Here is a 21,698-nt window from a genome sequence, read left to right on the forward strand (position 1 = left end):
CGGGCCAGGAGGTCAGCCCGGCAGCCGGGTCCGCAGGATCACGGTCCCGGGCAGCAGGGCTCCCCGCTCCGGGCCCCAGCCACCCCACACGTTCGTGTTGTCCGACGGCCACTCCGGCTCGATCAGGTCCTCGATGACGAGGCCGGCCCCGATGACGTCCCGCACATGGTCGCCCAGGGTCCGGTGGAACTCGGCGTAGAGGGGCTCACCGGCGTCGTCGGTCTCGACGTAGGGAGTGCGGTCGAAGTAGGACCGGGCCGCGGTCAGCCCGTGTGCGCTCGGGTCGTCGGGAAACGCCCACCGGATCGGGTGGGTCACCGAGAACACCCACAACCCGCCCGGGCGCAGCACGCTCGCCACCGCGGCGTGCACCCGGTCGGCGTCGGGCACGAACGACAGTGCCCCGAACGCCGTGAACACCACGTCGAAGGAGGCGTCCGCGAAGGGCAGGTCGCGGGCGTCGGCCACCACGGTCGGCACGCCGATCCCGGTGGCGGCGTCCAGCGCCGCGGCCGCGGCCACCATCCCGGGCGCCACGTCCGTGGCGACCACATCCAGTACACCTCGCGAACGCAACCACCGGGAGCACTGCGCCGCCCCGGCGCCGACCTCCAGCACCGAGCGGGAGGCGAGGTCCGCCGTCGGCCCCAACAACTGGGCCCGCTCCTCCCGCAACCCCTCCGGACACCAGCAGAAGTCCGCCGCACCCAGGAACTCGCCGTGCTCGTCCAGGTACTCCCGCGCACCCTCGCTCCACCAGGCGGCGTTCGCGCCCGCCGCGCGGCCGCCGTCGACCTGCTGGTACCCGGCCCTCGCCAACGGCCCGCGCCGATCGGTCCACATGGGTCCTCCCTCGTTCGGCGTCAGCCTAGACTCGAACCCGGGCGGCCCTGATGCCGAGCGACCAGCCGACGGGAATCGACATCAGGGAGTGGCCATGCGCATCGGACTGATCACCGGGGGCGGCGACTGCGCCGGACTGAATGCCGCGATCCGGGCGGTCGTCAAGCATGCGCACGGCTCCTACGGACATTCGGTGACCGGCTTCCGCAACGGCTGGCGCGGCGTGGCGGAGGGCGACGTCCGACCGCTCGCCCGCGACGACATCCGCGGTGTGCTGGCGCTCGGCGGAACCCTGCTCGGCACCGCACGGTTCCACCCGCACTCGGAGCCCGGTGGCATGGACGCGGTCCTGGCCACCCTGGAGGCGGAGCGGATCGACGCGATGATCTGCGTGGGCGGGGACGGCACGCTGCACGCGGCCAGTGTCGTGGCCGAGCACGGGGTGAACGTCATCGGGATCCCGAAGACCATCGACAACGACGTCGAGGGCACGGACGCCTCGATCGGGTTCGAGACCGCCGTGCACGTCGCCACGGAGGCGATCGACCGCCTGCACACCACCGCCGAGTCGCACAACCGGGTCATGGTGGTCGAGGTGATGGGCCGGCACGCCGGCTGGATCGCCGTGCAGGCCGGCATCGCCGGCGGCGCCGAGATCGTGCTCGCACCGGAGGCACCGTTCGACATGGACCGAGTGGTCCGCACGCTCAAGCACCGGCACCGGGCGCACGCGTCGTTCTCCATCGTGGTGGTGGCCGAGGGTGCGGTCCCCGCCGAGGGAACGTCGCTGGATTTCGAGACCCGGCTCGGTCCGCACGGCGAGATCATCGCCGGCTCCACGGGGGAGCGCGTCGCCGCCGCGATCGCCGAGCGGACCGGGTTCGAGACCCGGGTCACCGTGCTCGGTCACGTGCAGCGCGGGGGCACGCCGCTCCCGGGTGACCGGATCCTCGCCTCCCGGTTCGGCTACGCCGCGGTGGAGGCCCTCGCCGAGGGTCGCAGTGCCGTCATGACCGCGCTGCGCGGGGACCGGGTCGAACTGGTGCCGCTGAGCGAGGTCGCGGGCAGACTCAAGCGGGTCCCGGACGAGCTGATCGCGGTCGCGTCCGCGCTCGCGTGAGCCGCGGTGCCCGGGTGTCGCGGCCGACATCGGAGGCTGGTAGCGATGCCTGGCCGGACACGATAGACTAGTAGACGGCTTTTCGTGCCCTCCTGCGCCGCCCGGCGATCGGAACTCCGATCACCATGGGAACACACGGTTCGCGGGGGCTACGCGTGCCACCAGCCCCTGTCCGTACTATTCCTGTCCACATCGGAGTCCAACACTCTATGACTATCACCACCCCCGCCACGACGAAGGTCCCGCAGGTCGCGATCAACGACATCGGCTCGGAAGAAGACTTCCTCGCAGCCGTCGATGCGACCATCAAGTACTTCAACGACGGAGACATCGTCGAGGGCACCGTCGTCAAGGTCGACCGGGACGAGGTCCTCCTCGACATCGGCTACAAGACCGAAGGCGTCATCCTTTCCCGCGAGCTCTCCATCAAGCACGACGTCGACCCCGATGAGGTCGTCTCCGTGGGTGAGCGCGTCGAGGCCCTCGTCCTCCAGAAGGAGGACAAGGAGGGTCGTCTGCTCCTGTCCAAGAAGCGCGCGCAGTACGAGCGGGCCTGGGGCACGATCGAGAAGATCAAGGAGGAGGACGGCGTCGTCACCGGCACCGTCATCGAGGTCGTCAAGGGCGGCCTCATCCTCGACATCGGCCTGCGTGGGTTCCTGCCCGCCTCCCTCGTGGAGATGCGCCGCGTCCGCGACCTCCAGCCGTACATCGGCCAGGAGATCGAGGCCAAGATCATCGAGCTGGACAAGAACCGCAACAACGTGGTCCTGTCCCGTCGCGCCTGGCTCGAGCAGACCCAGTCCGAGGTTCGTTCCACCTTCCTGCAGACGCTGCAGAAGGGCCAGGTCCGCCCCGGTGTGGTCTCCTCCATCGTCAACTTCGGTGCGTTCGTGGACCTCGGCGGCGTCGACGGTCTCGTGCACGTCTCCGAACTGTCCTGGAAGCACATCGACCACCCGAACGAGATCGTGGAGGTCGGCCAGGAGGTCACCGTCGAGGTCCTCGACGTCGACTTCGACCGCGAGCGTGTCTCCCTGTCGCTGAAGGCGACCCAGGAGGACCCGTGGCAGGCGTTCGCCCGCACCCACGCCATCGGGCAGGTCGTGCCGGGTAAGGTCACCAAGCTCGTTCCGTTCGGTGCGTTCGTGCGCGTCGAGGACGGCATCGAGGGCCTGGTCCACATCTCCGAGCTGGCCCAGCGCCACGTGGAGCTGCCGGAGCAGGTCGCGAAGGTCGACGACGAGGTGTTCGTCAAGGTCATCGACATCGACCTCGAGCGTCGCCGGATCTCGCTGTCCCTCAAGCAGGCCAACGAGGGCGTCGACCCCAGCAGCGACGACTTCGACCCGTCCATGTACGGCATGGCGGCGGAGTACGACGAGCAGGGCAACTACAAGTACCCCGAGGGCTTCGACCCGGAGACGAACGAGTGGCTCGAGGGCTACGACACCCAGCGCGAGGCATGGGAGGCGCAGTACGCGCTGGCCCAGGCTCGCTGGGAGGCCCACAAGCAGCAGGTCGCGGCGGCCATCGAGGCCGACGCCGACCCGGGCACCTCCTCCAGTAGCTCCTCGTCGTCGTCGTCCTCCTCCTCGGACTCGGGCTCGGACTCCTCGTCCTACAGCTCGGCTCCGGTCGAGGCGGCCGGCACGCTGGCCTCCGACGAGGCCCTCGCCGCGCTGCGCGAGAAGCTGACCGGCGGCTGATCCGCACCCAACGCAGTACCTCGACGGCCCGTCACCCCGCACCGGGGTGGCGGGCCGTCGCCGTCGGCGCACGTAGGCTGCACGGGTGCCCGCCCTGAACCGCACCGTGCTCCTCACCGGCTTCGAGCCCTTCGACGGTGCCACCCGCAACCCCTCGATCGAGGCGGTGCGCGCGGTCGAGCGCGACTGGGACCGTGCCGAGCGGCTCGTCGCGGCCGAGCTACCGGTGGCCTATGAGCGGATGGGCGCCGACCTGGACGCCCTGCTCGGCGAGCACCAGCCGGACGTCGTGATCGGCGTCGGCCTTGCCCCGGGGCGGGACCGGGTCAGTCTCGAGCGGCTCGCCGTGAACCTGTGCGACGCCCGGATCCCCGACAACGACGGTGCCCAGCCCGCCGAGGCACCGGTGCTCGTCGGGCAGCCGACCGCCCTGTTCACGTCGCTGCCGGTCAAGGCCACCCGGGCCCTGCTCGCGGAGGCCGGCGTGGAGGCGGAGCTGTCGATGACCGCGGGCACGTTCGTGTGCAACGCGATGTTCTTCCGCGCGACGGCGTGGGCGGGCCTCGCGCAGGGCCGCCGCGCCGGCTTCGTGCATGTGCCGATGCCCGACGGCGTCGGCTCGCCCGGTCTGGCGACGCTCGCCCGCGCGGTGCGCGTCAGCGCCGATGCCGCGTTGGACGTCGCGGTGGACCTGCGGCTCGCCGCGGGCGAGCCCGACTGACCAGGCACGCGGGTCAGGAGAGCGTCCGGAAGGCACGGTCCGTTTCGTCCTGGGGTCGGGCGTAGGGACCGGCCCCGGCGAACACGCGCCACCGGTACACCGTGCCGTCGAACTGGAGCACACCGGGCTCGATCCGGAGGTTCGAGCCGAGCGAGAACCCGGTGCAGATCTCGCTCGGCGGTCATGCGCTCGGTCGCGACGGGGCGATCACCGTCGGGTGGACGCCCTAGGGTGGATGCGTGCTGCACCTCGGACTGACCGGCGGGATCGCCGCAGGCAAGTCGACCATCGCCACCATGCTCACCGAGCTCGGCGCGCACCTCATCGACGCGGACGCGATCGCTCGCGACGTGGTGGAGCCGGGCACCCCGGGTCTGCGGACCGTGGTCGAGGCGTTCGGCGACGGCGTGCTGACGGCCGACGGCGCCCTGGACCGGCCCGCTCTCGGCCGGCTGATCTTCCGTGACGACGATGCCCGGAAGCGGCTGAACGCCATTGTGCACCCGCTCGTCGGCGAGGCCACGAAGGCCCGGGTTCGTGCGCTCCCGGCCGACGCGATCGCGGTGCACGACGTCCCGCTCATCGTGGAGAACGATCTGGCGGCCAACTACCACCTCGTCCTGGTGGTCGGCGCGTCCGCGGACGTGCGGCTGGACCGGCTGGTCACCGACCGTGGCATGCTGCCCGAGGACGCCCAGGCCCGGATCGCCGCCCAGGCCGACGACGATGCCCGGCGCCGGGTCGCCGACGTCTGGATCGACAACGAACGGCATCCGGACGAGGTGCGTGCCGCCGTCGGGCAGCTGTGGAGGAGCCGGATCGCGCCGTACGCGCGCAACCTCGAGGCGGGCGTCGTGGCGGCCCGATCCGGGCCGGCAGTGCTGCTCGAACCACCCGAGCCGCCGCGTACCTGGGCGGTGCAGGCAGACCAGATCCTCGCCCGGTTGCGCCGCGCCGGCGGGGAACGGGTCCGCTCGGCGGAGCACATCGGGTCCACCGCGGTGCCGGGGCTGGTGGCCAAGGACGTGCTCGACCTGCAGCTCGGTGTGGACACCCTCGCGGATGCGGACCGGATCGCCGAAGCGCTCGGCCGGGCCGGGTTCCCGGTGCGAGCGGGGGAGTGGGTCGACACCCCGAAGCCGAACGAACCCGATGCGCGCCGCTGGGACAAGCGGCTGCACGGCAACGCCGATCCAGGCCGAGCGGTGAACCTGCACGTGCGGGTGGTGGACGGACCCGGCTGGACCTACGCCCTTGCCTTCCGGGACTGGCTCCGCGCCGACGATGCCGCCCGCGAGGAGTACGCGGCACTGAAACGCCGCACCGCGTCGGGCACTGCCGACACCGGCGCCTACGCGGCAGCGAAGGAACCCTGGTTCACCCAGGTCTGGCCGCGCCTGCAGGCGTGGGTCGGGGCCGAACGGTGGCGGCCACCGGCCCGTTGAAGGACGCACCGGCGCTCCCGTGCCGATCGGAACGGCACGGGAGCGCCGCGCGCTCAGACCGTCTTGCGGGTGCGGTGGATACCCACCCACAGCCCGACGGCGCAGGTCAGCGCCGCCGCCACCCAGCCCCACAGCACCTCGGCGGCTCCGAAGGACCCGCTGAGCAGGGCTCGCTCCGCCTCCACGATGTAGGTCAGCGGGTTGAACTGCGCCGCGACCTGCATCCAACTCGGTGCGCTCTCCAGCGGCAGCATCATGCCGGAGAGGATGAGCAGCGGGAACAGGAGCGCCTGCTGCACCCCCCAGAACAGCCACTCCCGGCTCTTCGCGGCCAGCGCCAGCGCCATCGACAGCGCACCCACGCCGATCCCGAACAGGCCGAGCAGGGCCAGGCCGACGAGCAGGTGCAGTGGGTAGAGACGGAAGCCGAACGGCACACAGATCAGCACGATGATCAGCCCCTGCACCACCAGCGGTGCGAACTCCTTGAGCGAGCGCCCGATCAGGATCGCGGACCTGTTCAGCGGCGTGGCCAGTACCCGCTCGTAGGACCCGGTCATCAGTTCGTACAGCAGGTTCGATCCGGTCATCGAGGTACCGAACAGGGAGATCATCACGATCACCCCGGGCACGAACCACTGCAGCGTCTCGGCCGTGGAACCGCCGCCACCACCGAGGCCGCCGACTGCGCCGGTCAGCATCGGCGCGAACAGGCCGAGGAAGACCAGCGGCTGCAGCAACGAGAAGATCAGCGTGAACGGGTCGCGGATGACGAGCAGGATCTCCCGAACGAACACGGCGCCGACGTCGCCGATGAACTTGCTGGCGCCGGTGTGCAGCAGCACGGTCCGGACCTCGCGTTCGGGCTCCTGGGTGAGCGTGGACATCACGCGGCCTCCTCTCGCAGGCTGCGCCCGGTCAGGTTGAGGAAGACGTCATCCAGGCTGGCCCGCCTGAGGTCGGCCGAGGTGACCGTGTGTCCCGCCAGGCGCAGCGCCTCGATCGCGGCCGGCAACCGGTCCGATCCGTGCGCGGTGGTGATCACGGCGACCAGCGCGGCGCCCGGTCCCGGTTCGGTGCGCACCTCGCCACCGGCGCCCGCGAGCAGCGCGGTGATCTCCTCGGCTCGGCCGCCGGAGGCCAGCGTTAACGTGATCACGTCGTCGGCGTACTCGCGCTTGAGGACTGACGGCGGTGCATCGGCGATGATCGTGCCGTGGTCGATGACCACCACGCGTTCGGCCATGGTGTCCGCCTCGTCCAGGTAGTGCGTGGTGAGCACGATGGTCATGCCGTAGCGCTGTCTCATCGCGCCGATGTGCTCCCACAGGTTGGCCCGGCTGTGCGGGTCCAGCCCGGTGGTGGGTTCGTCGAGGAACAGCAGCGGCGGGTGGTTCATCAGTCCCATCGCCACGTCCAGACGGCGGCGCTGGCCCCCGGAGAGGCTCTGCACCGTGCGCTTCTCGAGGCCGGTGAGTTCGAGCGCTTCGAGCAGGTCCGAGGTGCGGCGCCGGTACTCCTCGGCGGGCAGCCCGTAGAACCGGCCCTGGTTGTGCACCTCGTCGAGTACCCGGTAGGAGTAGCCGCCGCCGTTCCCCTGTCCGATGTAACCGATCCGAGCGCGCACCTGCGCCGGGTCGGCGGTGACGTCCCAACCCGCCACCTCGGCGGTGCCGGAGCTGGGTTCGAGCAGGCTGGTGAGCATGCGCAGCGTGGTGGACTTCCCGGCTCCGTTCGGGCCGAGGAACGCGACGAGCTCACCCTCGTGGACGTCGACGTCGATGCTCTTGACCGCCTCGACGGTCTCCTTCTTGCGTTGGAAGGTCTTGGTCAGGCCTCGTGCGCGGATCACCCTGGAGCTTCCTCTCGTACGGTGTACTGAAACTGAGTAACGGACGATATCATACGCTGTACGGAAAGTGGCGGCCAGCAGATGTGGTCAGATTGCTCCGCACGCGACGCAGAAGGGATGAGGGCCGGTGACGATCGAGGATCACGATGCGGACGGCGGTGACGGGCTGAAGCAGCTCGCCGCGCAGAAGGCGCGCGCCGACGGGTACCCGTTCGTCACCCGCACGCCTGAGGTGACTCGCCGGCTCGCGCTGCTCTGGTCGCCGCCGGGGCCGTCGATGAAGGGCCGGCCGGCCAGCACGAGCCTCGCGGAGGTGATCTCGGCGGGGCTGGCGGTGGTGCGGGCGGAGGGCCTCGAGGCGCTGTCCATGCGCAAGGTGGCCAAGGAGCTCGGCGTCGGCGCGATGTCGCTGTACACCTACGTACCCGGCCGCGCCGAGCTCATCGACCTGATGATCGACAGCGTCTATGGCGGACTCGGACTGCCCGAGGCGGGTGAACCCTGGCGGACGGCACTGGCGCAGTACTGCCGCGGGTTCTGGGCGCTCTACGAGCGCGAGCCTTGGCTGCTCCAGACGAACATGTGGCGTGCCCCGCTGTCACCGCGCGTGCTCGATGCCCAGGAGGCGGGTCTGCGCACCCTGATCCGCACGTCGCTGGCCCCTGTCCAGGTGGTGCAGACCATCGGCCTGGTGGACACGGTGCTGCAGGGCCTCGCGCGCAGCTCGATCGCCGAGTCCGTCGACCGCGACGCCAGTGGGGTCGGGCAGGACGACTACTGGGAGTCGATGAGCAGCTTCTGGGAGGACTGGTTCGACGTCGAGCGGTATCCGGTGATGACCGGGATCTATCTCGCGGGCGCCTTCGACAACGATGCCGGTGCGTTCGAGACGACCTTGGAGCGGCTACTGGACGTGGTCGAGATGTCCATCGACGCAGCCGCGGAGGCCGGCTGAGCGGCCCCCGCGGCGCGAACCGGATCGGGCAGGGTCAGGCGAGCGACGCCGTCAGCGTGATCTCGGTGCCCGCGAGGGCCTTCGAGACCGGGCAGCCCTCCTTCGCCGCGACGGCGAGCTTCTGGAAGTCCTCCTCCGAGAGGTTCTCGACCGTCGCCGAGACGGTCAGGTGGATGCCGGTGATCGCGGCGCCACCCTCGGCGCCCGGGTCGAACGTGACCTTGGCGCCGGTGTTTATCTGCGTCGGCGGAGTGCCGTTGGAGTCGAGCACGTTCGAGAACGCCATCGAGTAGCACGCGGCGTGCGCGGCACCGATGAGCTCCTCGGGGTTGGTGGTACCGCCGTTCTCCTCGGTGCGCGCCTTCCAGTTGATGTCGAAGGTCGCGAGCTTGGAGCTGTCCAGGCTCGCTGAGCCCGACCCCTGGAACAGGTTCCCGGACCAGGATGCGCTTGCACGGCTGACGAGTGCCATCTGTCGATTCCTCCTTCGCCCGCCCGGACGTTCCGTGCGCGGCGTCGTGAGCCAGTCTGCCCCGCCGGCCGCCTTCGCGACAGCGCGGTTCAGGACCCGGGCGCACCGACGTGCTCGCGGAGGAATCGGGCCACGTCCTCGAGCTCGGCGGCGGCGACGGAGTGGCCCACACCGGGGTATCGGCGCTCGGTGAGGTCGACGTGTGAGGTGAGGAACGCCGTCGTGCGTTGGACGGCGATGGCCGGGATGACCGGATCGGCCTCGTCGCGGCCCCAGAACACCGGCGGGCGGATCTGCGAGAGGGCCTCGTCGCCGGCCACGAGTCCACCGGCGGTGAAGCCGGACAGGACCACGCCGCACGCGTAGTCCTCGGGGTTGTGTCGCAGTAGGTGGGTCACCATTGCGCCGCCCTGGGAGAACCCCAGCAGGGCGACCGGCCCCGGTGTGCGGACCCGTGCGTGCGTGTGCTCCAGCCAGCGGCGGATCCCCCGCACACCGGCGTCGAGGTAGGCCGGGTCCGGGCGGCCCGGGTCAGTGATCGGGAACCAGGCGTAACCGCGGCCGGCGCCGACCTCGACCGGCAGCGGCGCCCGCAGACTCGCGATCACGAACTCAGCCGGCAGGTGCGGGATCAGGCCGGCGAGGTCGGCCTCGTTGGAGCCGAAGCCGTGCAGCAGGACGAGCAGCGGACGCGCGTCGAGCGCCGCGTCGACCCGGTTCGGCGGTACCGACCAGACCGTCGCCCCGGCGTCCAGCGGCAGGGTCTCGGGGCGAAGTGTCGACATGGCGGAAGTCTGGCATGCCTCGTTCGGCCGACGGCGTACCGGCGCGATCGATGAATGTCAGCGGTCCGACGTACCTTTGTCTCATGCGCCCTGTCACCGATCTGCAGCGGACCGTCGCCCCGTTCGAGGTGATCTCCGAGTACACCCCCTCGGGGGACCAGCCGACCGCCATCGCCGACCTCACGGAGCGGTTGAAGGCGGGGGAGAAGGACGTGGTGCTCCTCGGTGCGACCGGTACCGGGAAGTCGGCGACCACGGCCTGGCTGATCGAACAGGTGCAACGGCCCACTCTGGTGATGGCGCCGAACAAGACCCTGGCCGCCCAGTTGGCAACGGAGTTCCGCGAGCTCCTGCCGAACAACGCCGTCGAGTACTTCGTCTCCTACTACGACTACTACCAGCCCGAGGCGTACGTCCCGCAGTCGGACACCTACATCGAGAAGGACTCCTCGATCAACGATGAGGTCGAGCGGCTGCGGCACTCGGCCACGAACAACCTGCTCACCCGGCGCGACGTCATCGTGGTCGCGTCGGTGTCCTGCATCTACGGTCTCGGCACCCCGCAGGAGTACGTGGACCGGATGGTGCCGCTGCGGGTCGGGGACAGCATCGACCGCGACGATCTGCTCCGCCACTTCGTGACCATGCAGTACACCCGCAACGACATGGCCTTCACCCGGGGCACGTTCCGGGTCCGCGGAGACACCATCGAGATCATCCCCGTCTACGAGGAGCTCGCGATCCGGATCGAGATGTTCGGGGACGAGATCGAGTCCATCCAGACGCTGAACCCGCTCACGGGTGAGGTGGTGCGCTCGGAGACCGAGACGCACCTGTTCCCGGCCACCCATTACGTGGCGGGGCCGGAGCGGATGGAACGGGCGATCGGGACGATCGAGGTCGAGCTCGCCGAGCGGCTGGCCGAGTTCGAGGCTCAGGGCAAGCTCCTCGAGGCGCAGCGGCTGCGGATGCGCACCACGTACGACATCGAGATGATGCGCCAGATCGGATCCTGCTCCGGGATCGAGAACTACTCGCGGCACATCGACGGGCGCGAGGCGGGCTCCGCCCCGCACACGCTGCTGGACTACTTCCCCGAGGACTTCCTGCTCGTCATCGACGAGTCACACGTCACCGTGCCGCAGATCGGAGCCATGTTCGAAGGGGACTCCTCCCGTAAGCGCACCCTGGTCGAACACGGGTTCCGGCTGCCGAGCGCGATGGACAACCGTCCGCTGCGGTGGGAGGAGTTCCTGGACCGGATCGGGCAGACGGTATACCTGTCCGCCACCCCGGGCTCCTACGAGCTGTCCCAGTCCGACGGCGTCGTCGAGCAGATCATCCGGCCCACCGGTCTGGTCGACCCGAAGGTGGTCGTCAAGCCGACCCAGGGCCAGATCGACGACCTGCTCGCCGAGATCCGGGAGCGCGCGGGTCGGGACGAGCGGGTGCTGGTCACCACGCTCACCAAGAAGATGGCTGAGGACCTCACCGACTACTTCCTGGAACGGGACGTGCGGGTGCGCTACCTGCACTCCGAGGTGGACACGCTGCGCCGGGTGGAACTGCTCCGCGAGCTGCGCTCGGGTGTGTTCGACGTGCTCGTCGGCATCAACCTCCTCCGGGAGGGTCTCGACCTCCCCGAGGTGTCCCTGGTGAGCATCCTGGACGCGGACAAGGAGGGCTTCCTGCGCTCGTCCACGTCCCTGATCCAGACGATCGGGCGGGCCGCACGGAACGTGTCCGGTGAGGTGCACATGTACGCGGACTCGATCACGCCGTCCATGAAGATGGCACTGGAGGAGACCGACCGGCGCAGGGAGAAGCAGGTCGCCTACAACACGGCGAACGGCATCGACCCGACCCCGCTGCGGAAGCGGATCGGGGACATCACCGAGATGCTCGCCCGCGAGGAGATCGACACGAAGGAGCTCCTGTCCGGTGGCTACCGCCAGCAGGGCAAGGGACGCGGTGGGAAGGCGCCCACGCCGAGCACCACTCGCGAGAAGCTCGCGGGGGCGGCTGCATCGGATCTCGCGGACCTCATCCAGGAGCTGAACGACCAGATGCACGCGGCGGCGGAGGAGTTGCAGTTCGAGCTCGCGGCCCGGCTCCGCGACGAGGTCTCCGACCTGAAGAAGGAACTGCGGCAGATGACGCAGGCGACGGCCTGAGACCTGGGGCCCGCCCGCGCGGGGTGTGCTGGGGCAACGCGACCGTCACGGCGCCAGGGTCGTGATCACCCACTCCGCCGCGGTCCAGTCCTGCGCGGATACCGCGGCGGCGTCCGCGACGAGGGCCGCGGGATCAAGGGTCAGCCCCCGGCTGGCGTCGGCGCCGAGCTCGGCCTGCTGCATCTGCTGGGCGTCGAACTCGACCGTGCTGATGAACAGTTTGAGAACGTCGACCGCGCGAGACCGGCCCGGGGCCACCGTCATCCGCACCATCGGCTCTCCGGCGGCGTCGAGGACCCAGGCCTCCTCGCCGGCCCCGAGCCAGGCGCCGCCACCCGGCAGCAGCGGCACCACGCCGTGGTCCTGGGTGAGCGCGAACAACGCACAGAACAGCCTGGGCCCGAGCCGGTTGACCACCCGGATCCGCGCGGGCGCCCACCGTTGCCCGCGTGGGCACCGCACCTCCACGGTGCCGTCCACGGGTAGCGGGGTGCCGTCCGGCTGCTCGACGGCGACGTCGACGGTCCCCACCGGGATCATGGTGCCCGGGTTGCGCCGGTCGAGCAGGTCGTGCCAGCGACCGATGTGCGCCGCCCGTCCGGGATCCCCGCCTGCGTCGCCGGAGAGGTCACCGGCCGTGCCACCGCCCACGTCGCCGGCGTCCGTGCGGCCGCCGACCGGGCCAGCACTCGCCGTGCCGCCAGCCGGGCCGCCCGGGGCGTGGCCCGCACGGCCGACGCTCGCGCGATACGTGCGCGCGGGATCGAGGGCGCCCTCGCCGTCGGTGATCCGGACGTCGCTCTCGCCGACCCGCACCTGCGTGAGAACACCCCGCGCGAGCGGTCCGGCCGAGGTTGGCGGCGCTCCGCTCTGCGGCGTACCGGCCCGCGGGGTACCGATCGGGAACAGTGCGATCTCCGTGCGGCCAACGGCGACGTCCGGGAGTCCGTGCACCGCCCCGCCGTCGAGCAGCCACCCACCACCGCGGATGCTCACCGTGAACGGGTGCGCGGCCAGCACCGCGGCTCCGCCGAGGAACGGCCGGTCGAGGTCGCCCGGCTCGGAGACTTCGAGCTGCGGGCTCTGATCTGCGACGAGGTCCAGGGTGGCCGCGCTGCACATCCGGTGGATGTCCCGGTAGGAGAGCGGCCCGATCGCACCCGTGAGAGCCCGCTCGAGGCCCGCCGAGAGCACACCCCTGATAACACCCCGCACCGGTCGCTCCTTGGCCTTCTGGTCCGACCGGCAGGCGGACAACGCCACCCAGCGGGCGGCCGGACCGCCGCCGGGTCCGGGCGGCCTCGCCTCGCCAAGGCCCCTGGTGGTCGGCAGGGACAGGCTCACCCCCGGCGGGCGGATCCGCTCGTCCGCAGGCGCCGCGCGGACACCGCCGGTGTCGTCGTCGATCGTGCGGGTCCCGCCCCCCGAGTGGCAGCAGTCGAGCACGGCGAGCACATGACCACCGTGCCCCGCGGCCAGGCCGAGCAGTTGCGAGAGCTCCTTGTCCGCCAGGTCGAACACGCCGGGAGTGCGGGCGTCGTAGGGGACCAGGGTCTCGATCAGTCGATCGGGCTCGGCGTGCCAGATCGACTCCGGTGCCTGCTCCTGGGAGCCGTGCCCGCTGTACCAGAACACGGCGACATCGTCCGGCCCGGTGCCGCCCAGGTGTTCGACGAACGCAGCGATCAGAGCCTCCCTGGTCGCCTCGGCGTCACGGAGGGTGCGCACCTCCAGCGTGGCCCCCGCGGACTCCGCGCGCACCCGCAGAACCTGCTCAGCCGCCGCGACATCGTTGCCGCAGCCCGCGAGAGGCGTGATCGCGAGGTAGTCGTCGATACCCACGAGAAGTGCGCGAACGGTGCCGGCCATGTGTTCCTCCCTTGTCGCCGGCCGTGATGCTCAAGTCTCGCGCGGTCGGACCTGCCGCGACGGGTGATTCGGCGATCGTCCCCGGGTGAATCCGCCGGCTCACGGGAATCACACGGGAATTCGCTGTGCCGGGCTGCGCAGTGGTCGGACAATGGAACCGAGCCGTCCTCGGCGTTCACCGATGAACGCGGTCCGCGGAGCGGAGGTGTTACTCGTGCGTGCATATCTCGATCTGGATCTGGCCCTCGTCTCCGAGCGCGGCGGCGCGGTCCACGCGCGCGTCACGAGTTCGCCCGCAGGCGTTGCGGAGGCCGCGTTCGAGCTGCCCGTCACGCCGATGGAGCTGGCTCGATTCCTGGTCGCCACCGGCCCCGCACGAACGCCGGCGAGGGGTATCTCGCTGAGCCCGAGCCCGCTCGACCTCCAGGAGATCGGCGGCCGGCTCAACGACGCGATCTTCGCCGGTGACATCCGAGCCTGCTTCCAGCGCAGCCTCACGCTCGCCGAGCAGCAGGGGAAGGGGCTGAGGATCCGGCTGAACCTGAGCGGCGCCCCGGACCTGGCCGGCGTGCCCTGGGAGTACCTGTACTCGCACGCGCTGAGCCGGTTCCTCACCCTGTCCACCGACACTCCGCTGGTGCGCTTCCTGGATACCCCGGCGCGGTCGACGCCGGCCGGTCTGGACCCGCCGCTGCGCGTTCTCGTGATGATCTCCAGCCCGAGCGACGCCGCCCGACTGGATGTGCACCGCGAGGCAGAACTGCTCCGCACGACGACGGCGGACCTGACCGCGGCCGGCTCGCTCGAACTGGTGTTCCTCGAGTCCGCGACCCTGACCGGGCTGCAGCACGCGATCAATCAGCGCTTCCACGTCTTCCATTTCATCGGGCACGGCGGCTTCGACCGGGCGGCCGGCACCGGGGTCCTCGTCCTGGAGCGCGAGGACGGCACCTCCCACCTGGTCTCGGCGGCGAAGCTGGGCACGCTCCTGCACGATGCCAAGAGCTGCCAACTCGCCGTGCTGAACGCGTGCGAGGGTGCGCAGACGTCGGGCCAGGACGTCTTCTCCGGCGTCGGACAGACGCTGATCCGGCAGGGGTTGCCGGCGGTGGTGGCGATGCAGTCGGAGATCTCCGACCGCGCCGCAGTGGCGTTCTCGCACGAGTTCTACTACGTGCTCGCGAGCGGTCGCTCGGTCGAGGAGGCGGTCGTCGAGGCGCGCAAGGCCATCTACCTCACCTACGAGGACTCCGAGTGGGGCACCCCGGTGCTGTTGCGGTCCGCGGCCGAGGAGCAGCCGTTCCTGCTCACCCGGCCGGCTGCGCTGCCCACCCGGGACCAGCACTGGGCCGCGATGCGCGCCGCTGCCCAGGAGGCGGCAGCGGCCGGCTCCGACCGGGTCGCGGTGCCGTTGTTGCAGCAGCTGGTGGCCGAGAACCCCGCTGACGACGGGGCGACGGCGTTGCTCGCCCGGGTGCAGACCGACGCACGCGCCGATACCACCCGTGACCCCACCCACCGGGTCCGGCCCGACGGGCACGCAGATCCTCCGGTCCAGCCCGGACCGCAGCCGCGCTACCGGGCACCCCAGCCTGCCCCGCCGGCACCGCCGGAGACGCTCCCACCCGTCGGCCCGAGCACGCCGCACACGGACCCACGCCGACGACGCAGGCTCACCACCGCCGTCGTGCTCACCGCGGCTCTGGTCCTCGGGGGCGTCGGTGGCTATGCGCTGTGGAGGTCGGTCCAGCCGGCCGACTCGGCGAGCGGTGCGAGTCCGAGCGTGGACCAGGACTACGTGGTCACCGCGTGCGGCGAGGAGGCCGAGCTGCCCGATCCGAGCCCGGACCTCGTCAGCATCCCGTGCGCCCTGCAGGCGCCGGTGATGGACGGGGACATGTCGGACTGGGGGGATGTGCCGGCCTGGCACGCGAGCGAGACGGTGTACGCGAACCCTGAGGATGCCGGCGCCACCGACTTCGCGAGCGCCTGGTATCTGGTGTGGACCAGGGACTTCCTGTTCGTCCACGTCGAGGTCCTGGACCCCGCCCATACGCCGGTCGACCCGTACTCACCGTCCGCGTTCTGGGAGGGCGACGGGGTCTCGTTCGAGTTCGGCCCGGACCCCCGCGCGCTCGCCGACACCGAGCGGCTGCGCCCCGATGACCTGCACGTGTTGCTCGGGGTCACCGCGGAGCGTGTGCTGACCGCCGCGAACGCCCCGGGCGGGCGGGGCACGTTCGAGGCCGCGATCGGAGATCTCGGCGTCGACACCGGGCTGCAGTTCACCGAGCAGGGGTACCTGATCGAGGCGGCGTTCCCGTGGAGCACCCTGAACGTGGCCGCGCCGCCTGCCCGTGGTGACGTGTTCGGGATGAACCTGAATGCGAGCAACGCACGCGTGAACGGGCCGACCGCACCCACGGATCTGGCCCGGATGGTCAGTTCGAACGCGATCCGGACCGCCGTGGAGCAGAATCTGCCGGGGTTCTGGCACACCGTGGTGCTGGCCGGCCCGAGCGCCTGACGCGCCGTCCGCCGAGTCGTTACCAAATCGGGACCTCATCCGGACCGGAACGACTTGACGCGCCCCCGTTGCGAGAATACCTTTCAGCGATACCCACGGCGTCGTGAGAGGAATTTTCAGTGGAACTGGATTCTGTCGAGACAGCGGACGGCACGCTCCGCATGGTCGAGCGCATCCAGGCGAACCTCCCACAGATGTCCGCGACGATGTCGAAGATCGGTGACCTGCTGCTCGCCGAGCCGGCCGCACCGCTCGAACTCTCCATCACCGAGCTCGCCGACCGGGCCGGGACCTCGGCGGCCACCGTGACCCGGTTCTGCCGCCAGCTCGGGTATCCCGGCTACGTCCAGTTCCGGGTCGCCGTCGCGGCGGACAGCGGCCGCGGCGAGGCCGACGACCAGTGGCGCGACGAGATCGGGCGGACACTCTCTCCGACCGACCCGCCGCAGGCCGTGCTGCGGACGTTGCTGAATGCCCACATCCGCTCGCTGCGCGCCACGGCGGGCACGGTCGACGTTGCCGAGTGCGCGGCCGTGGCGGAGCGCATCGCCAACTCCCGGCACCTGGACATCTATGGGACCGGCGGCAGCGCCGCGATGGCCGACGAGCTCGAGAACCGGCTCTACCGGATCGGCGTCAACGTGCACTCCTGGGGCGATGTGCACGCCGGTCTGGCGAGCGCTTCGATCCAGGACGAGCGCACCATCGCGATCGGCATCTCCAACAGTGGCCGCACCAAGGAGACGATCGAGATGCTCGCCCGCGCGAAGGCGTCCGGGGCGTTCACGGTGGCCATCACGAACCGGCACACCTCCCCACTGGGACAACTCGCGGACGTCTGCCTGACCGCGTCCGTGCCGGAGCAGTACCTGCACCCCGCCGACCTCTCCGCGAAGCACTCCCAGTTGTTCGTCCTGGACCTGATTTACCTCCTGGTAATCCAGCAGGACTTCACTGACAGCGTGAACAAGATCGCGGCGTCCGCCCGCGCAGTCTCCGGGCACCGTCGGTTCGCCTCGGCGGACCGCAACGATCCGAGCGCGTCATGATCGCCGGCGCACCCGATCTCCTCACCGAGGCAACCGGTCGCCTGGAGCGGCTCGCAGCCGCGGCCGCCGACGGGGCCTACGACCCCGCGATCGACCTCATGGTCGACGCGATCGACGCCGGAGGGGTGATCCAGGCGTTCGGGACCGGGCACTCCCAGGCGTTCGCCATGGAGATGGCGGGCCGCGCCGGCGGGCTCATCCCGACGAACGGCATCGCGCTCCGTGACGTCGTCCTGTTCGGGAACCGGGAGCCCGCCGCCTTGTTCGGAAGCGAGCTCGAGCGCGACCCGAACGTCGTCGGCGAACTGCTCCGCGTCACCCGGATCGGGGAGGAGGACGTCTTCCTGATCGCCTCGAACTCCGGTGTGAACGGGTCGATCGTGGGGCTCGCGCTCGCGGTCAAGGAGCGCGGCCACAAGGTGATCGCAGTGACCAGCCTCGAGCACACCAACAGCGTCGAGCCCCAGCACCCGAGCGGGGTCCGACTGGCCGAGGTTGCCGACGTCGTCGTCGACAACCTCGCTCCTCGTGGGGACACCACCCTGACCATCGCCGACGGCGTGGGCGTGGGTGCGGTCTCCTCGATCACCGGGGCGTTCGTCGCCCAACTGTTGACCCTCGGCGTGGCCCAGCGCCTCGCCGATGCGGGTGGCACGCCACCCGTCTACCTCTCCGCCAATGTCCCTGGCGGCGATGAGCACAACCGGGCACTGCAGCACCTGTACCGCGACAGGATCCGCTGGAGTGTCTGACCCGCAGGCGTCTCGGTAACCTCCGCCGCCTACCCCCCAAGAAAGGTAACCACCACCATGACCGTCCAACACGTTCCAATGAATCGGCGCACCGTTCTGCGCGGCGCGTTCGCCGCCGCGATCGGCATCCCGACGGCGGGCGCCCTCGCCTCCTGCGCCACCGGTGGCGCAGGCGACGACGACCCGACCGACGGTGGCAACACCGGCGAGGCGTCGGACACCAACCCGTTCGGCATGGCGGAGAACACCGTCGTGGACGCCGTCATCTTCGACGGTGGATACGGCATCGACTATGTCGAGTTCGCCGCTGCGATCCTCGCCGAGACCCACTCCGGCTCCAGCGTCGAGGTGCAATCCTCCACCCAGATCGCCACGGAGCTGCAGCCGCGATTCGTCGGCGGCAACCCGCCCGACCTGATCGACAACTCCGGCGCTCAGTCCATGGGCTTCAACACCATCCTGGACCAGCTCGAGGACCTCACCGACGTCATCGATGCACCCAACCTCGAGGGCACCACGATCCGGGACACGCTGTACGGCGGGGTGCTCGCGCCGGGCACGTTCGACGGCAAGCTCGCCGCGATCAACTACGTCCTCACCGTGTACGCGCTCTGGTACTCCGCGAGCCTGTTCGAGGAGAACAGCTGGACCCCGCCCACGACGTGGGCGGAGGCGAAGGAGCTCGGTGCCGCGGCGGCGGAGCAGGGCAAGTACCTGTTCCTGTTCGGCACCGAGGCGGCCACCTACTACCAGACGCTCTGCATCGACTCCGCGATCATCGAGGGCGGGGACGAGGTGCGTCTTGCCCTGGAGAACCTGGAGGAGGGCTGCTGGTCCCACCCGGCCATCCAGTCGGTGTTCACGGCGTTCAAGGAGATCATCGACCTCGGCTACATGAAGCCCGGTGGCTCCGGCACCCAGTTCACCGCTGCGCAGGCACAGTGGAGCAACGGCCAGGAGGCACTGCTGTACCCGTCGGGCTCCTGGATCGAGAACGAGATGAAGGATCAGACGGCGGAGGGCTTCGAGATGACGGGAACGAACACGTTCCCCGTCACCGCGGACTCGACGTTCCCGGCCACCGCGCTGCACTCGACGGCGGGCGAGCCGTTCATCGTGCCGTCCGACGCCGCCAGCGTCGAGGGCGGCAAGGAGCTGCTGCGCACGATGCTCTCGAAGGAGTCGGCGGAGAACTTCAGCAAGACGAAGCTCGCGCCGACCGTGATCAAGGACCTCGTGCCCGAGGACGGCTTCGGGTCCACCGCCCTGGTCTCGCAGACGGACATGCTCTCGGCCGCCGGCGACGACATCTTCACCTACAACTTCGTCGCCACCTACGGCATGAACCAGGAGCAGCTCGTGTTCTGGAACTCCTTCCTGGACGGGCAGAGCACCGTGGAGAAGCTCACCGCCGATCTGCAGGGCCTCACCGACCGGATCCGGGAGGATGACTCGATCACCAAGATCGAAGTCCAATGACCGCGACCGACGCCGCGGACGCGCTCGGCGTCCAGGTGGGCCCCCGGAGGCGGCGCATGCCGTCCCGGGGGCCCCGGCGGCGCAAGCTGTCCTTCGACTACGTCAGTTTCATGCTGGTGTTCCTCGGGCTGCCGCTGGCGATCTTCCTGATCTTCGTCATCTGGCCGTTCATCCAGGCCGTGTTCTACTCGATGACGGACTGGACCGGCTTCACGGCCGAGTTCAACGTGATCGGCCTGGGCAACTTCGAGAAGCTGATCAACGATCCGATCTTCATGCGGGCAATGGGCAACAGCATCAAGATCGCGATCGTGGTGCCGCTCGTGACGATCGTGATCGCACTGACGTTCGCGACCCTGATCACCGTGGGCGGCTCCAGCCGGGGCCAGATCCGAGGCATCCGCAACTCCAGCTTCTACCGGGTCGTCTCGTTCTTCCCGTACGTGATCCCCGCCATCGTGATCGCCCTGATCTGGCGGCAGATGTTCGACCCCTCCGCCGGGCTGCTGAACGGCATCCTGACCGGGCTCGGCTTCGAACAGTTCGAGTCCTACGCCTGGCTGGGCAAGGTGGGCACGGCGCTGCCGGTGACCATGTTCGTGATCATCTGGGGCGCCGTCGGCTTCTACATGCTGCTGTTCATCGCGGCGATCAAGGGCGTGCCGGCGGAGACGCTCGAGGCCGCCCGGATCGACGGTGCCGGACGGTTCCGTTCCGCGGTCTCGATCGTCATCCCGCTGATCCGGGACAACGTGCAGACGGCGTTCATCTACCTCGGCATCATGGCGCTCGACGCGTTTGTGTTCGTGCAGGCCCTGAATCCGAGCGGCGGGCCGGACAACTCCACCCTGGTGATGTCCCAGCAACTGTTCCGGACCGCGTTCACGCAAGGGCAGTTCGGGTACGCGAGTGCGATGGGTGTGGTGCTGGCCATCATCACCCTGCTCTTCGCCGCCCTGGTGTTCGTCATCAACTGGGCGACCGGCGGCCGCGACGAAGGAGGACGAGCATGACCACGCTCACCCGGACCAGTACCCCTGGCCCGCCCGTGGTGGTTCCAGCCAGGAAGGGCGACACTGCCGGTGGGGACCGCGCGGTCGCCACGGTCTCGCACACCGTGCTGATCATCTGGTCGATCATCGTCATCCTGCCGCTGTTGTGGACCCTGCTGTCCTCGTTCAAGACCTCCTCGGAGATCTTCGCGTCGCCGTTCGCTCTGCCGGCGGAGTGGAGTTTCGACAACTACGTCTCGGCGTGGTCCGAGGCCGGTATCGGCGGGATGTTCCTGAACACGGTCATCGTGGTCGGGTTCGCGCTCGTGCTCGTGATGCTGCTCGGCGGCATGTGCGCGTACGTGCTGGCTCGGTTCGCGTTCCCCGGCCGGCGGGCGATCTACTACCTGATGTTGGCCGGGCTCACCTTTCCGGTGTTCCTGGCGATCGTGCCGCTGTTCTTCGTGCTGCGGAACATCGGCATGCTGAACACGCTGCCCGGCCTGATCCTCACCTACGTCGCGTTCGCGCTGCCGTTCACGGTGTTCTTCCTCTACTCGTTCTTCCGAGGGCTCCCGGAGGAGATCTCCGAGGCGGCTGCCGTCGACGGGGCGGGGGAGTGGCGCACGTTCTTCCAGGTGATGTTGCCCATGGCCAGGCCAGGCATGGCGTCCGTCGCGATCTTCAACTTCCTCGGGCTCTGGAACCAGTTCCTGCTCCCGGTTGCGTTGAACACGAACCAGGACAACTACGTGTTGTCCCAGGGGATGGCGGGATTCGCGTCGTCGGCTGGTTACGCCGTCGACTTCGGCTCGTTGTTCGCCGCAGTGGTGATCACCGTGGTTCCGGTGCTCATCGTGTACGTCGTCTTCCAGCGTCAGCTCCAGGGCTCGGTGTCCCAGGGCACCATGAAGTAGCAGTTCTGGCGGGCAAGGGCCGGTGCCGCTGGGGCGG

At 69.8% G+C, this 21,698-nt stretch carries 18 protein-coding genes; 12 read left to right on the plus strand and 6 right to left on the minus strand.

Going from position 1 to position 21,698, the window contains the following annotated elements; all coding sequences use genetic code 11:
- Nucleotides 1-12 precede the first annotated feature (12 nt).
- The gene (locus HALOF300_RS23850; protein ID WP_156743391.1) at nt 13-843 is read right to left on the minus strand and encodes a class I SAM-dependent methyltransferase; all 831 of its coding nucleotides are present in this window, start codon (nt 841-843) and stop codon (nt 13-15) included.
- Between the two features lie 94 nt (nt 844-937).
- On the opposite strand from HALOF300_RS23850, the gene HALOF300_RS23855 reads away from it, so the two are divergent.
- From HALOF300_RS23855 to coaE, 4 genes are all read left to right on the plus strand, one after another.
- Nucleotides 938-1,963: a 6-phosphofructokinase gene (locus HALOF300_RS23855; RefSeq protein WP_156743392.1), complete on the plus strand. Its 1,026-nt coding sequence runs from the start codon at nt 938-940 to the stop codon at nt 1,961-1,963.
- 209 nt (nt 1,964-2,172) lie between these two features.
- On the plus strand, nt 2,173-3,672 hold the full coding sequence (gene rpsA, locus HALOF300_RS23860; RefSeq protein WP_154793887.1) for a 30S ribosomal protein S1: 1,500 nt from the start codon (nt 2,173-2,175) through the stop codon (nt 3,670-3,672).
- A gap of 85 nt (nt 3,673-3,757) precedes the next feature.
- Entirely contained in the window at nt 3,758-4,393 is a 636-nt protein-coding gene (locus tag HALOF300_RS23865; protein WP_231955721.1) for a pyroglutamyl-peptidase I family protein, read from the plus strand.
- A gap of 239 nt (nt 4,394-4,632) precedes the next feature.
- Nucleotides 4,633-5,838 (plus strand): dephospho-CoA kinase, encoded by a 1,206-nt coding sequence (gene coaE / locus HALOF300_RS23870; protein WP_156743393.1) that lies wholly within the window; start codon nt 4,633-4,635, stop codon nt 5,836-5,838.
- A gap of 53 nt (nt 5,839-5,891) precedes the next feature.
- Here the strand turns inward: coaE and HALOF300_RS23875 are convergent, their stop codons facing one another.
- Nucleotides 5,892-6,725: an ABC transporter permease gene (locus tag HALOF300_RS23875; protein ID WP_156743394.1), complete on the minus strand. Its 834-nt coding sequence runs from the start codon at nt 6,723-6,725 to the stop codon at nt 5,892-5,894.
- On the minus strand, nt 6,725-7,690 hold the full coding sequence (locus tag HALOF300_RS23880) for an ABC transporter ATP-binding protein (RefSeq protein WP_156743395.1): 966 nt from the start codon (nt 7,688-7,690) through the stop codon (nt 6,725-6,727). Before HALOF300_RS23880 ends, HALOF300_RS23875 begins: the two co-directional genes overlap by 1 nt.
- A 127-nt stretch (nt 7,691-7,817) precedes the next feature.
- Here HALOF300_RS23880 and HALOF300_RS23885 point away from each other — a divergent pair, with 127 nt between their 5' ends.
- Nucleotides 7,818-8,645, plus strand: a complete 828-nt coding sequence (locus HALOF300_RS23885; RefSeq protein WP_156743396.1) for a TetR/AcrR family transcriptional regulator — start codon at nt 7,818-7,820, stop codon at nt 8,643-8,645.
- A 34-nt stretch (nt 8,646-8,679) separates the two neighbouring features.
- On the opposite strand, the gene HALOF300_RS23890 is transcribed toward HALOF300_RS23885, so the two are convergent.
- Together HALOF300_RS23890 and HALOF300_RS23895 are read right to left on the minus strand one after the other, a co-directional pair.
- On the minus strand, nt 8,680-9,117 hold the full coding sequence (locus HALOF300_RS23890; RefSeq protein WP_156743397.1) for an OsmC family peroxiredoxin: 438 nt from the start codon (nt 9,115-9,117) through the stop codon (nt 8,680-8,682).
- 89 nt (nt 9,118-9,206) lie between these two features.
- Nucleotides 9,207-9,902, minus strand: coding sequence for an alpha/beta hydrolase (locus tag HALOF300_RS23895; protein WP_156743398.1), 696 nt, complete (start codon nt 9,900-9,902; stop codon nt 9,207-9,209).
- An 83-nt stretch (nt 9,903-9,985) separates the two neighbouring features.
- Here HALOF300_RS23895 and uvrB point away from each other — a divergent pair, with 83 nt between their 5' ends.
- Nucleotides 9,986-12,076 carry an excinuclease ABC subunit UvrB gene (uvrB, locus tag HALOF300_RS23900; RefSeq protein WP_156743399.1) on the plus strand — a complete coding sequence of 697 codons (2,091 nt, stop codon included), beginning with the start codon at nt 9,986-9,988 and terminating at the stop codon, nt 12,074-12,076.
- A gap of 45 nt (nt 12,077-12,121) precedes the next feature.
- Here uvrB and HALOF300_RS27580 read toward each other — a convergent pair whose 3' ends face one another.
- Entirely contained in the window at nt 12,122-13,945 is a 1,824-nt protein-coding gene (locus tag HALOF300_RS27580; protein ID WP_156743400.1) for a caspase family protein, read from the minus strand.
- A 214-nt stretch (nt 13,946-14,159) separates the two neighbouring features.
- Between HALOF300_RS27580 and HALOF300_RS23910 the strand changes: the two genes are divergently transcribed.
- The 6 genes from HALOF300_RS23910 (at nt 14,160) to HALOF300_RS23935 (ending at nt 21,661) form a co-directional block, all read left to right on the plus strand.
- Complete coding sequence (locus HALOF300_RS23910) at nt 14,160-16,472, plus strand: CHAT domain-containing protein (protein WP_197522806.1); 2,313 nt, start codon at nt 14,160-14,162, stop codon at nt 16,470-16,472.
- A gap of 119 nt (nt 16,473-16,591) precedes the next feature.
- Nucleotides 16,592-17,521 carry a MurR/RpiR family transcriptional regulator gene (locus HALOF300_RS23915; protein WP_231955722.1) on the plus strand — a complete coding sequence of 310 codons (930 nt, stop codon included), beginning with the start codon at nt 16,592-16,594 and terminating at the stop codon, nt 17,519-17,521.
- On the plus strand, nt 17,518-18,273 hold the full coding sequence (locus HALOF300_RS23920; protein WP_156743402.1) for a sugar isomerase domain-containing protein: 756 nt from the start codon (nt 17,518-17,520) through the stop codon (nt 18,271-18,273). The genes HALOF300_RS23915 and HALOF300_RS23920 overlap by 4 nt, the downstream gene beginning before the upstream one ends.
- 57 nt (nt 18,274-18,330) lie before the next feature.
- On the plus strand, nt 18,331-19,752 hold the full coding sequence (gene ngcE / locus HALOF300_RS23925; protein WP_156743403.1) for an N-acetylglucosamine/diacetylchitobiose ABC transporter substrate-binding protein: 1,422 nt from the start codon (nt 18,331-18,333) through the stop codon (nt 19,750-19,752).
- A 56-nt stretch (nt 19,753-19,808) separates the two neighbouring features.
- Nucleotides 19,809-20,765 (plus strand): carbohydrate ABC transporter permease, encoded by a 957-nt coding sequence (locus tag HALOF300_RS23930; protein WP_231955754.1) that lies wholly within the window; start codon nt 19,809-19,811, stop codon nt 20,763-20,765.
- Nucleotides 20,762-21,661 (plus strand): carbohydrate ABC transporter permease, encoded by a 900-nt coding sequence (locus HALOF300_RS23935; protein WP_154793900.1) that lies wholly within the window; start codon nt 20,762-20,764, stop codon nt 21,659-21,661. Before HALOF300_RS23930 ends, HALOF300_RS23935 begins: the two co-directional genes overlap by 4 nt.
- Nucleotides 21,662-21,698 lie beyond the last annotated feature (37 nt).

The organism is Occultella aeris (assembly GCF_902703175.1).
Taxonomy (GTDB): Bacteria; Actinomycetota; Actinomycetes; order Actinomycetales; family Beutenbergiaceae; genus Occultella; species Occultella aeris.

Coding starts and splice junctions, on each gene's coding strand:
- HALOF300_RS27580 (WP_156743400.1), bottom strand. CDS start 13,945: ATGGCCGGCACCGTTCGCGCACTTCTCGTGGGTATCGACGACTACCTC.
- HALOF300_RS23920 (WP_156743402.1), top strand. CDS start 17,518: ATGATCGCCGGCGCACCCGATCTCCTCACCGAGGCAACCGGTCGCCTG.
- uvrB (WP_156743399.1), top strand. CDS start 9,986: ATGCGCCCTGTCACCGATCTGCAGCGGACCGTCGCCCCGTTCGAGGTG.
- HALOF300_RS23895 (WP_156743398.1), bottom strand. CDS start 9,902: ATGTCGACACTTCGCCCCGAGACCCTGCCGCTGGACGCCGGGGCGACG.
- HALOF300_RS23930 (WP_231955754.1), top strand. CDS start 19,809: ATGCCGTCCCGGGGGCCCCGGCGGCGCAAGCTGTCCTTCGACTACGTC.
- HALOF300_RS23890 (WP_156743397.1), bottom strand. CDS start 9,117: ATGGCACTCGTCAGCCGTGCAAGCGCATCCTGGTCCGGGAACCTGTTC.
- HALOF300_RS23875 (WP_156743394.1), bottom strand. CDS start 6,725: ATGTCCACGCTCACCCAGGAGCCCGAACGCGAGGTCCGGACCGTGCTG.
- HALOF300_RS23850 (WP_156743391.1), bottom strand. CDS start 843: ATGTGGACCGATCGGCGCGGGCCGTTGGCGAGGGCCGGGTACCAGCAG.
- ngcE (WP_156743403.1), top strand. CDS start 18,331: ATGACCGTCCAACACGTTCCAATGAATCGGCGCACCGTTCTGCGCGGC.
- rpsA (WP_154793887.1), top strand. CDS start 2,173: ATGACTATCACCACCCCCGCCACGACGAAGGTCCCGCAGGTCGCGATC.
- HALOF300_RS23855 (WP_156743392.1), top strand. CDS start 938: ATGCGCATCGGACTGATCACCGGGGGCGGCGACTGCGCCGGACTGAAT.
- HALOF300_RS23935 (WP_154793900.1), top strand. CDS start 20,762: ATGACCACGCTCACCCGGACCAGTACCCCTGGCCCGCCCGTGGTGGTT.